Below are 13,442 nucleotides of genomic sequence, written 5' to 3'. Positions count from 1 at the left end.
TAGCGTCGGGGCATGCGGGCGATCTGGAGCGGCGTCATCTCCTTCGGCATGGTGACGGTGCCGGTGAAGATGTTCGGCGCGACCGAGGAGAAGCGGGTCGCGTTCCATCAGGTGCACGTCGCCGACGGCGGCCGGGTGCGGCAGAAGCGGGTCTGCGAGCTCGACGGCGAGGAGGTGGCGCTGTCCGACGTGGCCAAGGGGTACCAGCTGCCGGACGGCGACGTCGTGGTGCTCACCGCGAAGGACTTCGACGGGCTGCCGGAGGCGATCGCGAAGACCATCTCGGTCGAGGCCTTCGTGCCGGAGGAGCAGATCGACCCGATCATGTATTCGAAGTCGTACTACCTGGCGCCGGACAAGCTGGGCGTACGGCCCTACGCGCTGCTGCGGGACGCGATGGCCGCCTCCGGCCGGGTGGCCGTGGTGCGGTTCGCGATGCGTGAGCGGGAGAGCCTGGCCGCGCTGCGCGTGCGCGACGACGTGCTCACGCTGGAGACCATGCTGTGGGCCGACGAGGTCCGCAAGCCCGACTTCGACTTCCTGGAGTCCAAGATCGAGCCCAAGGCCGCCGAGCTGAAGATGGCCGAACTCCTGATCGACTCGCTGAGCACCGACTTCGACCCCGCGGACTACCACGACAACTACCGCGAGGCGCTGGAGGAGATCATCGAGAACAAGGTGGCCGGCCGCGAGGTCGTCACGCCCCCGGCCCCAGCCGAGGGCGGCGCGCAGGTGATCGACCTGATGGCGGCGCTGAAGGCGAGCGTGGAGGCGGCGAAGAAGACGCGCGGCGGCGCGGGCGCCTCGGAGGAGCCCGCGGCGCCGGCGAAGAAGGCCGCGGCCAAGAAGACCGCGGCGGCGAAGAAGACGGCGGCTTCGGCGTCGGGGTCGGGGTCGGGGTCGGCGGCAGCATCGAAGAGCGCTGCGACGCCGGCGCGGGCCGCGAAGGGTGCGCGGGGTGCGGCGAAGACCGCGGACCTGCACAAGCCCGCGCGGAAGAAGCCGGCGACGAAGTCGACTTCTACGCGGCGCAGTGCTTGAGGCGCTTGGTAGCGCTCAGCTGCGTGTCGAGCGATTATCGGCGCCCCTGACTTGTCCGCGGCCGGGCGCTGGCCTAAGGCACGACCACGGCCAGGCGGGTCGGCTCGCGGTGGCAGGCGGCCACGGCGCGGGCGATCATCAGTGCCCGTGCACCGCCGACAGCCGCTCGAAGTCGCGGCTCGCGACGTGGTTCCGGTCCGCGGCCGAGCCCAGCGTGTAGGCCGGGTACAGGCCCAGGTACTCACCGCTCGTGGTCTGGCTCCACTGCCGGGCCAGGGCGCTGGAGGACTTGTGGAAGTTGGCCATGTATCCGCCCTCGTACACCTTCAGCAGGGCGAACCCGCCCGGGTACTCCTTGGTCGCGGCGACTTCCAGGAAGTCGACCCCGGGCGCTGCCGGGGAGGTGGTGCGCAGGTTGCGGTGCGTGTGTCCGGCGTGGTGCAGGAACACGCCGGGTGTCCTGGCGTAGAGCGCCTCCAGCCGGGCGGCGTCGGGGCGCGCCAGGTCGAAGGCGGGGCCGGCGATCGTGGACACCGCCGAGGCGTCGGTGACGGGGTGGTGGTCGAACACCAGCGTGGGGCGGTGCGGGTCGTCGGCCAGGATCTCGGTCAGCTCCGCGAACTGCGCGTCGTCGAGCGCGCCGCCGGGGGTGTTCAGCGTCGTGGTGTCCAGGCCGATGATGCGCAGGCCGGCCAGGTGCGTGCTGGTGAGCCGGCCCTGCGGCAGGTCGTAGACGGTTGGTACACAGTCGTTGTAGCCGGTGTCGCCGACCGCGGGGCAGGTCTGGTACCCGGCGCCGGTCTTCGGCTGGTCGTGGTTGCCGCGGGCCACGACGTACCGGCCGGCGTCCAGGCGCCCGGCCAGCGTCAGGTGCCCGAACCGGTCGAGCAGGTGCTTGGAGCCCGCCAGCTCGGCCGGCAGCGCGGCGGAGCTGAGGTCGCCGGCGACGAGCAGCACGTCGGCGCCGTGCCGGCCGGCGTCGGCGATCATCGACTCCGCCATCACCTCCGGATACGGCGGCAGGCCCGGCGCCTGGCTGAACCCGGGCGGGAAGCTCGCCGTGGCCAGCCCGCTCACGGTCTCGCCGATGTGCAGGTCGTTGGCCAGCGCGAGCGAGAACAGGTGCCGGCCACGCGGCGGCACCAGGGTCGTGACCTGCCCCGGAGCCGCGGAGTGCACGATCCCGGAGGACAGCAGCCGCGCGAGGATCGCCAGCAGCTGGCTGTTGGTGGGGTTGGGCGGGATGACCAGGCCGCCGGGCGGAAACGTCAGCTGCGGCAGCATCCGCGGCGTGGCCGGCACCTTCGCGGACAGGGCCCGGTAGTAGTAGGTCGTCCCGGGCCGCAGCCCCACGACCTCCACCTGGTGGTAAGCGCTGTCGCCGTGCCGCTGCACCGCCACCCGGTCCAGCCGATCCGGACGCGTGCCGTAGCGCACGACCCCGTCGCAGGCCACCGGCGCCGGCTCCTGCCCGGGCTGATACGGAATCGCCGGCGTCGGCCCGCCGGCGGTGTACCAGGTCAGCACGAAGCCGGTATCGGTGACCGTCACCATCTCCAGATCCTGCGGGAACACGCCCTGCGCGGCCGCGGCCGCCGCCGGCGCGGGCAGCAGCCCCGGCAGAACCAGCCCCGCCCCAGCCCCGGCGGCGAGCCGGACGAGGTCGCGACGGGTGAACCCACAGCAGTCCTGGACAGCCGGATCGGTCATGGCGGTCAGCATGGCAGAGCCCTGTTAATGGGTCGGGGGCCCTCGGCGAACACTCTCGGAAGACTTCGGCGAGCGGGAAGCAGGCGATCTGCGGCGGAGCGACGGGCTCCAAGCCGTAGTTGGCGAGTTCTCCCAGGGTTACTTGGCGAATTGGTACGTATCTTCATGGCGTACCGGGCCGCAAGACTGGGCGGCCTGATCGTACCGTCATGCCTGGATGGCCCACGTGCCTCACGGGGTAGCCAGTGCGAGATGTCGTTTCGTCCTCGACGAGTCCGCAGGCGAAGGGGAACGACCGCAGCTGACTGGCCCGTGCCGGGTCGTCCTCGGCATCAGCCAACTCGCCCAGGATCTCGATCAAGCGCTGCTGCTGATCTGCCGGGAGCTCGCCCATGATCCAGGCGACGTTCTCCATCATCTTCACCGCGGAGTGCGGGTCGACCTCCTCGTCGCCGCAGCTGTCGAGCCACCACACGATGTCCACGACCAGCCCGGCAAGCACCGGCACCAAGGGATCCATCTCGCTCACCTGCGCGGATGGCTGGCGCGAGCCAGGTTTTCGATCTCTTCGAGCCGGATGGCCGCGCAGTCGCGACGATCGGAGTTGTCCGGGCCTGTTTGCCACTCGCGTAGCCGCTCAATCACCGACGGGGTCGCAGGAGCTTTGAAACACGCCATCTCCTGCACCGCCACTTCGCAATCGTCGAGTCCTTCGACGGCGAAGCGGTCGAGCCCCGCGGGCAGACAGCCGGTCAAGCTCTGGAACAAGGCGACCCGTGCATAGGAATGCACCGTCGATTCCCACGCTCGAACCAGGAGATCTGCCGCGTCGGCGACGGCCAAGCGGCCGAGACCTTTCGCGGGCGTCTCCAGGCCACACCAGTCCTCATCGGCCAACGCCGTCGCGAGCGAGTTCATCAGAACGGGGACGTCCGCGCCATCTCCGTTGGCGGCAAGGACATCGACGGCCAGGCGGCGCAGCTCTGGGTCAGTGCCTGCTGCCCACTCCCGGGCCCGGTTGACCGCCGCGCCGCCGAGGCCTCGGAGCGCCGCCGCGATGTTCGGGATCGCACCGGAGCTGCGCAGCTCCGCGTTCTCGGCGAAGTCCAGGAGAGCGAGCTCGCCCCGTCCCGCCAGCTCCAGCAGCTCCATCCAGCGCCTCGGGCTGTTGCCGGCCTTGATCCCGTCGAGTATTGCTTCCGAGCTCAGGTCCTTGATCGCTTCGGGTCCCGGACGGTTCCTCCGTGCCTCGGCGCGGCCGTCAAGGACCGTGCGAACACGCTGATGGGAGCGGGCCCAGATCGGCCACGGTCCCCAGCCATAAGCCGCTTCGGCGAGTTCCTCATCGTCCAACCGGGCGAGGACTTCTTGATCCAGCCCGTCCCACAGTTCTGCGACCTCCCAGTTCCAGATCGCGTCCACGGCTGCTTTCCAGTACTTGCCCTCGGCCGCATAGCGTCGAAGGAGCGGAGCCGCGTCGGTTCGTTCGAGCTCCACCAACCAGGCCAGCACCTGCAGCGAGAGCTCAACGTCGCGCAGCTCCGTGCGCCCCGGTTCCCCGAACAGGTGGTGGGCGATCGGGTCCAGCGGTAACTCCATCCGATGGATCAAGCACGCGAGATACTCGTCGCGCGATTCGGTCTGGGCATCCCATCGGGGGTCTCGAACGACGCACCCGACCACCAGATCTCCGGCCCCGGGCTCGGCCAAGGCTCGACGCGCCCCCAGTCCCCGGCCACGCTGCAGCTGCCCGAGAAGTGTCTCCGGCTCGGCGTACTCGAAAACGATTAGGTCATCCGACATCGCAGACGATGATCCCGGCCGCACGGTCAGGCTGCCACGAGATTTCTGGGGCTCGCCGACTACAACTGGTAGTCGCGACCGCTGCGATCCGGCACGAAGGCGCTCACCGGTTGACACTCTCGAACAGAACTTCGAATATGGCCGGGTGGCACTGATCGCGCATACGTTCGAGGACGACGCGGAGCACGCCGCGGCCGTGGCGCGGTTGCGGGTGCTGGTCGGCGGGGGTGCGGCGGGGACGGGTGGTGCTGAGGGGGCTGGGGTCGCGGATGTGCCGGTGTTGGCGGCGCTGCGGGCGCTGGTGCCCGGCGGGGTGTTGCGGCGCGGCGGGGTGCTGGCGGTGGAGGACCGGGTGCGGCCGTGGGGTGACGCGCCGAGCTACCTGGCGTTGGCGCTGGCGGCCGGGGCTTCGGCGGGCGGGGCGTGGTGCGGGGTGGTGGGGCTGCCCGCGTTCGGGATCGCGGCGGCTTCGGGGATGGGCGCCGACCTGGGGCGCTTCCTGATGCTGGACGAGCCCGGGGAGCGGTGGGCCGAGGCGGTGGCGGTGCTGGCCGGTGCGGTGGACCTGGTGCTGGTGCGGCCGCCGCGGCGGCCCGGTGGCGAGCAGGTGCGGCGTATCGGTGCGCGCCTGCGCCGTACGGTGCGCCAGCGCGGTGCGGCGCTGGTGGTGGCCGGTGAGTGGCCCGGCGCCGACCTGCGGCTGCGGTTGACGGAGTCGGCGTGGTCCGGGCTCGGCGACGGTACCGGGCACCTGACCGGGCGCCGGGTCGCGATCACCGCCGCCGGACGCGGTGCCGCCGGGCGGGAGCGCACGGCCCGGCTGTGGCTGCCGGCCGCCGACGGGGCGGTGCGCGAATGGGCGGCGGAGACGGACGCGCCGGGGCTGCCGGGGGACCGGGCCGAGCAGCGGTTCGGGGTGTCGGCGCAGATCCGGGACGGCGGTGAGGTCGTGCGGCTGTGGAGTGCGTAGGGGGCAACCGGCCCTACCCGCGCATCCGAGCCCGAACTTGAAACCGAATCTGAGTCCGAACCGAACCCGAACCCGAACCCATCCAGCGTCCACCGTCCAAGAAAGGAGCCACCCGTGTCCGCCCGCCCCGCCGTCTCCGCCGTCCCCGACCGCGCGCTGGCCGTGTGGTGCCCGGACTGGCCGGTGGTGGCGGTCGGCGCTGACCCCGACACCCCGGCGGCCGTCGTCGTCAAAGGCCTGATCGTGGCCAGTTCCTCGGCGGCGCGCGCCGAGGGGGTGCGGCGCGGGCAGCGCACGCGGGACGCACAGCGGCTGGCGCCGGGGCTGCTTCTCTACCCGCGCGACGAGGCCGCCGAGGCCCGGGCCTTCGAGCCGGTGCTGACCGTGCTGGCCGACTTCACCCCGCGCTTCGAGGTGGTCCGGCCGGGCCTGGCGGCGCTGCCGCTGGACGGTCCGGCGCGCTACTTCGGCGGTGAGGACCTGGTGGTGCGGGCGATCCGGGACCGGGTCGGGGACGCGGGGATCGGAGCCGGGGTGGGGGTCGCCGACGGGGTGTTCGCCGCGGCGCTGGCCGCGCGCACCGACACGCGCGTGGTGCCGGGGCGGACCGCGGAGTTCCTGGCGTCGTTCCCGACCACCGTGCTGGACCTGCCGGACCTGGTCGAGCCGCTGTCCCGGCTCGGCGTGCAGACCCTGGGCCGGCTGGCCGAGCTGCCGGCGGACGCGATGGCCGGACGCTTCGGCGCGGACGGCGTGGCGGCGCACCGGCTGGCCCGCGGGCTGGACGCGCGGCCGCCCGCACCGCTGCGTCAGGGCCCTGACTTGTCCGTGGAGGCGGTCTTCGACCCGCCGGCCGACGGCTCGGAGCGGATCGTGTTCGCCGCCAAGGCGCTCGCCGACGAGCTGCACGCGGTGCTCGCGCAGGCCGGGGTGGCGGGGGTGCGGGTGGCGGTGGAGATCCATGGCAGCGCCGGTCCCGGCGCCGAGCCGGAGGTCTCCTACCGGCTGTGGCGGCACGAGGGGCTGCTGTCGAGCACGGCGGTCGCCGAGCGGGTGCGCTGGCAGCTGTCCGGATGGCAGGCGAAGCTTCAGGCAGATGATCAGGGCCCTCATACATTTGTTGCCGACCAGGGCATCACCCGCCTCCGCCTGATCCCCGACCACCTCGTCCCGGCCCGCGGCGTCCAGCCGGGCCTGTGGGGCGCGGACGAGGCCCCGGACCGCATCGCCCGCGCCGCCGAGCGACTGCAGGCCATGTACGGCCCGAACGCCGTCACCCTCCCGGCCGACGGCGGCGGCCGCAGCCCGGCCGACCAGGGCGTCCGCACCCCCTACGGCGACCTGCCGCCGCCCGATCCCGGCCCCGAGCCCGCGCCCTGGCCGGCCGCGCTCCCGGCGCCGGCGCCCGCCGACGTCCCGCGCGAGCCGCGCCCGGCCGAGGTCGCCGACGCCACCGGCAACCCGGTCGGCGTCTCCGGCCGCCTGCGGATCTCCGCCCGGCCGGTGCTGCTGACGCTGTCCGGGACCGGCGAGCGTCTCAGGATCCTGTCGTGGGCCGGGCCCTGGCCGCTGGCCGAGCGGTGGTGGGAGCCGGGCGCGGCGGTGCGGCGGGCCCGGTTCCAGGCCGTCACCGCCGACGGCCGCGCCTGGCTGCTGATCGTGCAGGACGGCCGCTGGTTCGTCGAGGCGGTGTACGACTGATGGCGGTGGACGACTGATGGGCACCTTCAACCCGGTCATCACCTGGCGCGAGCTGGAGAAGCGCCTGGCCTGGGGCCGCTACGGCGAGGCCGAGCAGGCGGCTCCGGAGCCGGAAGCGGACGCGGCGACGGCCCCGCCGCCCCGCCGCACCGCCAAGCTCGACCCGCCCTACGCCGAGCTCCACGCCCACTCCCACTTCTCCTTCCTCGACGGCGCCTCCAGCCCCGCCGAACTGGTCGCCGAGGCCGCCCGGCTGGGCCTGCACGGCCTGGCCGTCACCGACCACGACGGCTTCGCCGGCGCCATGCAGTACAAGCAGGCCGCCGAGGACGCCGACCTGGCCACGGTCTTCGGCGCCGAGCTGTCGCTGGAGCTGACCGCGGCGCGCACCGGCGTCATGGACCCGGCAGGCCACCATCTGCTGGTGCTGGCGCGTGGCGCCGAGGGCTACCGGCGGCTGTCGGCGGCCATCGGCAAGGCGCAGCTGGCGGGCAAGGAGAAGGGCAAGCCGGTCTACGACCTCGAAGATCTGGCCGAGGCGGCGAGCGAGGGGGACTGGACCATACTGACCGGCTGCCGCAAGGGCACCGTCCGCCAGGCATTGGAGCGGCATGGCCTGAACGAGGACGGCTTCGAGGCGGCCGACATCGAACTCAGGAAGCTGATGGACCTGTTCGGCCCCGACCGGGTCCTGGTCGAGCTCACCGACCACGACCAGCCCCTGGACGACGCCCGTAACCGCCTGCTGGCCCGCCTGGCCACCCGCCACGCGCTGCCGACCGTGGCCACCGGCAACGTCCACTACGCCCGCCCCGCCGACTACCGCCTGCACACCGCGATGTCCGCACTCCGGGCCCGCCGCACCCTGGCCGAGATGGACGGCTGGCTCCCCGGCGCCCCGACCGCGTACCTGCGCAGCGGCGCCGAAATGCTCGCGCGCTTCCCCGTGCACGAGTACGGCCGGGCCGTGGTCCGCAGCGCCGAGCTGGCCGCCGAGCACGCCTTCGACTTCAAGACCATCAACCCACAGCTGCCCGACTACCCGGTGCCCGACGGCCACACCGAGGCGAGCTGGCTCAGACACCTGACATACCTCGGCGCGGCCGAACGCTACGGCCCGGAGAGCGGGAATCCCAAGGCCTACCAGCAGATCGCCTACGAACTCGACGTCATCGAGGAGCTGAAGTTCCCCGGCTACTTCCTCATCGTCTACGACATCGCAGAGTTCTGCCGCACCCACGGCATCCTGGCCCAGGGCCGCGGCTCGGCCGCCAACAGCGCGGTCTGCTTCGCCCTGGGCATCACCAGCGTCGACTCCGTCCGGCACGGCCTGGTCTTCGAGCGCTTCCTGTCCCCGGTGCGCGACGGCCCGCCGGACATCGACGTCGACATCGAGGCCGGGCGCCGGGAGGACGTGATCCAGCACGTCTACGCCAAGTACGGACGCGACCGCGCGGCCATGGTCTGCAACGTGATCACCTACCGCGCCCGCCTGGCGCTGCGCGACTCGGCACGCGTCCTGGGCTACTCGCCGGGCACCGTCGACGCCTGGGCCGGCAGCATCGGACCGCACGAGGGCGTCCCGGACGGCTCGCAGGACGTCCCCGAGCAGGTGCTGGAGCTGGCCGGGCAGTTGCAGCGCCGCCCCCGGCACCTGGGCATCCACAACGGCGGCATGGTGATCGTGGACCGACCGCTGGCGCAGGTGGTGCCGATCGAGTGGGCCCGCCGCGAAGGCCGCACCGTCCTGCAGTGGGACAAGGACGACTGCGCGGCCGCCGGTCTGGTCAAGTTCGACCTGCTGGGCCTGGGCATGCTCGCCGCGATCCACGAGGCGCTGGACCTGATCGCCGACCACCACGGCACCCGGCTGGGCCTGCACGACCTGCCGCAGGACGGGGACCCCGAGGCGGAGGCCGTCTACGAGATGATCCAGGACGCCGACACCGTCGGGGTGTTCCAGATCGAGTCGCGCGCGCAGATGTCGACGCTGCCGCGACTGAAGCCGAGAACCTTCTACGACCTGGTGGTCGAGGTGGCGCTGATCCGCCCCGGGCCGATCCAAGGCGGCGCCGTGCACCCGTACCTGCGGCGGCGCAATGGCGACGAGGACGTCACCTACCCGCACGAGACACTGGAACCGGTGCTGCGGCGCACGCTGGGGGTGGTGCTGTTCCAGGAGCAGGCGATGCAGATGGCGATCGCGGCGGCCGGATTCAGCGCCGCCGAGGCCGACCGGCTCCGGCAGGCCATGGGCTCCAAGCGCTCGCCGGAGCGGATGGCCGAACTGCGAGGGCGGCTGCTGGCCGGCATGGCCGAGCGCGGCATCACCGGCGAGGTCGCCGAGGACATCTACGCCAAGCTGCACGCCTTCTCAGGGTACGGATTCCCCGAGTCGCACTCGGTGTCGATGGCCTACATCGTGTGGTGCAGCTGCTACCTGAAGCGCTACTACCCGGCCGCGTTCACCGCCGCGCTGCTGAACAACCAGCCGATGGGCTTCTACAGCCCCGGCTCGCTGATCACGGACGTGCGACGACACGGGGTGCAGGTGAAGCGGGTCGACGTGAACGCCTCCGGGGCGAAAGCCACGTTGCAAAGCCCTGATCCGTCGCACCGAAACGGCTCCCGATCACGCCGCCACCACCAGCACGCCTCACCGATCCCGCAACCGGCCATCCGCCAGGGCCTGAGCAGCGTACGCGACCTGGGCGACGACGCGGCCGAGCGGGTGGTGGCCGAGCGCGAGGCCGCCGGCGCGTTCACCGACATCGAGGACTTCATCGTGCGCACCGGCCTGTCCCGCCCGACACTGGAGGCACTGGCCACCGCAGGGGCCTTCGGCTGCTTCGGCCTGGACCGCCGCGAGGCACTCTGGACGGCCGGCGCGCTAGCCGGCACCACCCCCGGCCACCTGCCGGGCACCGCCCCGGGCACAACGCTCCCGAAGCTGGACCCCCTCACCCCGGTCGAAGTCACCCTGGCCGACCTGTGGGCCACCGGCACCACCCCGGAGGACCACCCAATCGGCCACCTACGGCCCCACCTGGCACTGCGCGGCGTGACCCCCGCCGCCGAACTACGCACCGCCCGCAACCGCACCCTGGTCCGAGTCGCAGGGCTGGTGACGCACCGCCAGCGCCCCCCAACCGCACACGGCACCTGCTTCCTGAGCATGGAAGACGAGACCGGCCTGATCAACGTGATCTGCCCGGCCCCAGTCTGGGAGGCACAGCGGCGCGTGGCACTGGAGCACGGCGCACTGCTAATCCACGGGACGCTGGAGCGAACCGACGGCGCGGTGAACGTCGTGGCCGGCCGGATCGAGGCACTGCGGGCGGGGGTGGGGCGGAGGGCTCGGGACTTTCGGTGAGGGGCCGGCATTGCTGGTGTGGCCAGGTTGCCGGTTCCGGCGAGAACCGGCGCCTTGGCGCTGCGGCTGGTGACGGGTCAGCGCGACTCGCGGCGTGGTGAGGGGGTCCGAAGGACCATGCGGGGTGTTGGTTCTGGGTCCCTCGCCGCGTCGGCGGGCTCTGCCAACCTGCCCGGTTTGGCGGTGTCAAGCCGGACGAGGCTGTACCACAGCAACAGCGATGCGGCTTGATTCCGCCAAACCGGGCTGGTTCCGTTTACGGCGACGACGCGGCGAGGGACCCAGAACCCTGGCGACCACAAGCAGCGACCGCCGCCAACCAGCGCAACGCAGGCAACAGCGGATAGAAAGCCGACCAGTCCCGGACCGCCGCCAAACAGCAGGTCGCGCGGGTCGCCCCCTCGCTGTAGAGCGCCCGCCGGAGGCCTCAAGGTGCCCACCACGCCCGACGATTGCCGCCTACGACATGCGCAGTGACTCGGACCGCCGCGCGGTCGTGGACACGAAAACCGGCAGCCGCAAACGCAACCCGGTATGCGAGTCGGGCGTGGCGGCATTTTGTTAGAAAATTATCGCCCCTTATAAACAGATATAGCACGCGCCGCCGACACGCACACCAAGCCGCTGGAGCACCGGCAAATATCCTCACACCACCGTCGCAACCACCGTCGTAACCACCGTCGGAACCACAGCCAACACAATCCCAAACAACTCCCGATAAGCCGCCAACACCCCCGCGTCCTCCCTCAACACCCGCTCCCGCCTACCGTCACCATCCGTCACCAGCAACCTCCGCCCGCTCAGCGTCACCCGTCCCTCCGCTGTCGGCAGCGAGCACATCAGGTTCCGCCGGAACAGCGACGTCGGCGCCGTGACCTGCCACCATCGGCCCATCTCGAAGTCCGCCAGCGTCAGTGCGCGCGGGTCGACGCGGTACTCCGGCGCGCCGTCGAGCAGCACGTCGAGTCGGCCGTCGGCGGTCTCCACGAGCTGGAACGTCCCGAACGGGTCGCGCTGCTCCCGGCGCTCGGCGTAGCGCAGCGGCAGCTCGCTGTGCTTGCCGAAGCCGACGTCGGCGAGCCACACCCCGCCGGCCGCGTCGGTGACCCGCAGCGCCAGGTGGTCCAGGGGCCGGTTGGTGAACGCCCCGAGTTCCGCAGAGTACGTACGCGCCGCCAGCCTCTCCACGCCGAACCCGACCGCCTCCAGCAGTGCCGCGAACAGCCCGTTCAGCTCGTAGCAGAAGCCGCCGCGCCGCCGCGTCACGATCTTGTCCACCAGCGCGCCGAGCTCCAGCGAGATCTCCTCGCCCGGCAGGTGGATGCTCAGGTTCTCAAACGGGATCGTCATCACATGCGCGCGGTGCAGCATGTGCAACGTATCGACGTCCGGCTTCAAAGGACCGGCCACGCCGATACGGTCGAGGTAGGCGGCGATCTGTTCCGCGCGAAGCTCCGACATGGCTCATTTCTGCCAGCTTTCACCACCCGTCGCAAGACTCTGGTGTCGGCCGAGGCCCGGTCATGCCTGAAACCGACTATTGACCCCTACTCCCGATATGAGACCATGCCAGGCGTAGGCAACCCCTGCCCCGAACGCGGCTAGATCGTTCGGCCGTTTCGACACAAGGACCCCCCTTGGGCTACCTCGCTCTCCTCCGCCTACCCTTCATAGCCCGCCTGCTCACCGGCTCCCTCATCGGCCGCCTCCCCGGCGGCATGTCCATCCTCATGATCCCGCTGGCCCTGCGCCGCTCGGGCATGGACTACGGCTTCGTCGGCATCGCCTCCGGCACCCTCGCGGTGTCCGCCGCGGTCGGCGGCCCGGTCCTGGGCCGCCTCGTGGACCGCGTCGGGCAAGTCAGGGTCCTGGTTCCCGCCGCCGCGGCCTCCGGCGTCGGCTTCGCGATCCTCGCGTTGGCGCCCGGGAACCGGCCGACCGTGCTGCTCGGCGTGGTGCTGGCCGGGGCCGCCGCGCCGCCGCTGGAGCCGTGCATCCGCATCCTGTGGCCCTCGCTGGTGCCCGCCGAGGGCCTGGCCTCCGCATACTCGCTGGACTCCGCCGCACAGGAGCTGATCTTCGTCTCCGGGCCGCTGGTCGTCGCCGGCTGCGTGGCCTGGGCCTCGCCGGTGGCGGCGCTGTGGCTGGGCGCGGCGCTCGGCGCGATCGGCGTGCTGGTGGTCGCGACCACCCGGCCGGTGCGCGGGTGGCGCCCGGAGCCGCGCGAGGCGCACTGGCTCGGGCCGCTGCGCAGCCCCGGCCTGGTGGTGCTGCTGACCTCGCTGATCGGCCTGGGCGTCGCGATCGGCACGCTGAACGTCGTGCTTGTCGACTACGCCGAGCACCACAAGTTCCCCGGCGGCGCCGGCACCCTGATGGCGATCAACGCCTTCGGCTCGCTGATCGGCGCCCTCGTCTACGGTGCGCGCAAGTGGCGCGGCTCGGCAACCAGCCATCTGCTCGCGCTGCGCCTCGGCCTCGGCGTCGCCTACGCTCTGCTGCTCCTGGTCCCGGCGCCGCCGCTGATGGTGGCGATCATGGTGGTCTCCGGCGTCTGCTTCGCGCCGTCGCTGACCGTGCTGTTCATGCTTACCGGCGAGTTCGCCCCGACCGGCACCGCCACCGAGGCCTTCGCCTGGCTGATCACGCTGTTCCAGGTCGGCGCGGCCACCGGCGCGGCGATCAGCGGCTTCGTGATCGCGCACGCCGGCCTGTCCGCCGCGGCCGTGACCGCCGTCGCCGGAATCGGCGCCGCGGTGCTCATCCAGCTCGCCGGCCGCCGCTACCTGCACCAGCCGGAGTCCGAGGGGCCGGTCGAAACTCCGGTATACGCCTGACAAGACT

9 protein-coding genes are annotated in these 13,442 nt (G+C 72.0%); 5 read left to right on the top strand and 4 right to left on the bottom strand.

Annotation, left to right across the window (positions count from 1 at the left end; all coding sequences use genetic code 11):
• Positions 1–12 precede the first annotated feature (12 nt).
• Positions 13–1,041 carry a Ku protein gene (locus ABH935_RS30395; RefSeq protein ID WP_370381372.1) on the top strand — a complete coding sequence of 343 codons (1,029 nt, stop codon included), beginning with the start codon at positions 13–15 and terminating at the stop codon, positions 1,039–1,041.
• Between the two features lie 138 nt (positions 1,042–1,179).
• On the opposite strand, the gene ABH935_RS30390 is transcribed toward ABH935_RS30395, so the two are convergent.
• From ABH935_RS30390 to ABH935_RS30380, 3 genes are all read right to left on the bottom strand, one after another.
• Positions 1,180–2,751: a metallophosphoesterase gene (locus ABH935_RS30390; protein WP_370381371.1), complete on the bottom strand. Its 1,572-nt coding sequence runs from the start codon at positions 2,749–2,751 to the stop codon at positions 1,180–1,182.
• Positions 2,752–2,914: 163 nt separating this feature from the next.
• On the bottom strand, positions 2,915–3,271 hold the full coding sequence (locus ABH935_RS30385) for a hypothetical protein (protein ID WP_370381370.1): 357 nt from the start codon (positions 3,269–3,271) through the stop codon (positions 2,915–2,917).
• Positions 3,272–3,276: 5 nt separating this feature from the next.
• A complete protein-coding gene (locus tag ABH935_RS30380; protein WP_370381369.1) occupies positions 3,277–4,554 on the bottom strand; it encodes a hypothetical protein in 1,278 nt (425 codons plus the stop codon).
• Between the two features lie 145 nt (positions 4,555–4,699).
• On the opposite strand from ABH935_RS30380, the gene ABH935_RS30375 reads away from it, so the two are divergent.
• From ABH935_RS30375 to ABH935_RS30365, 3 genes are all read left to right on the top strand, one after another.
• Complete coding sequence (locus ABH935_RS30375; protein ID WP_370381368.1) at positions 4,700–5,524, top strand: hypothetical protein; 825 nt, start codon at positions 4,700–4,702, stop codon at positions 5,522–5,524.
• 114 nt (positions 5,525–5,638) lie between these two features.
• Complete coding sequence (locus ABH935_RS30370) at positions 5,639–7,225, top strand: DNA polymerase Y family protein (RefSeq protein WP_370381367.1); 1,587 nt, start codon at positions 5,639–5,641, stop codon at positions 7,223–7,225.
• Positions 7,226–7,241: 16 nt separating this feature from the next.
• On the top strand, positions 7,242–10,598 hold the full coding sequence (locus ABH935_RS30365; protein WP_370381366.1) for an error-prone DNA polymerase: 3,357 nt from the start codon (positions 7,242–7,244) through the stop codon (positions 10,596–10,598).
• A gap of 645 nt (positions 10,599–11,243) precedes the next feature.
• On the opposite strand, the gene ABH935_RS30360 is transcribed toward ABH935_RS30365, so the two are convergent.
• Complete coding sequence (locus ABH935_RS30360) at positions 11,244–12,059, bottom strand: arylamine N-acetyltransferase (RefSeq protein WP_370381365.1); 816 nt, start codon at positions 12,057–12,059, stop codon at positions 11,244–11,246.
• A 176-nt stretch (positions 12,060–12,235) separates the two neighbouring features.
• On the opposite strand from ABH935_RS30360, the gene ABH935_RS30355 reads away from it, so the two are divergent.
• A complete protein-coding gene (locus tag ABH935_RS30355) occupies positions 12,236–13,435 on the top strand; it encodes an MFS transporter (protein WP_370381364.1) in 1,200 nt (399 codons plus the stop codon).
• Positions 13,436–13,442 lie beyond the last annotated feature (7 nt).

Source organism: Catenulispora sp. GAS73 (genome assembly GCF_041262085.1).
Taxonomy (GTDB): Bacteria; Actinomycetota; Actinomycetes; order Streptomycetales; family Catenulisporaceae; genus Catenulispora.
Note: the sequence above shows the minus strand (reverse complement) of the source record. Positions and strands in the feature narration are given on the sequence as shown.

Bases quoted from the DNA above. Each gene is read 5' to 3' on its own strand.
- ABH935_RS30395 (WP_370381372.1), top strand. From the start codon at position 13: ATGCGGGCGATCTGGAGCGGCGTCATCTCCTTCGGCATGGTGACGGTG.
- ABH935_RS30390 (WP_370381371.1), bottom strand. From the start codon at position 2,751: ATGACCGATCCGGCTGTCCAGGACTGCTGTGGGTTCACCCGTCGCGAC.
- ABH935_RS30385 (WP_370381370.1), bottom strand. From the start codon at position 3,271: ATGGATCCCTTGGTGCCGGTGCTTGCCGGGCTGGTCGTGGACATCGTG.
- ABH935_RS30380 (WP_370381369.1), bottom strand. From the start codon at position 4,554: ATGTCGGATGACCTAATCGTTTTCGAGTACGCCGAGCCGGAGACACTT.
- ABH935_RS30365 (WP_370381366.1), top strand. From the start codon at position 7,242: ATGGGCACCTTCAACCCGGTCATCACCTGGCGCGAGCTGGAGAAGCGC.
- ABH935_RS30360 (WP_370381365.1), bottom strand. From the start codon at position 12,059: ATGTCGGAGCTTCGCGCGGAACAGATCGCCGCCTACCTCGACCGTATC.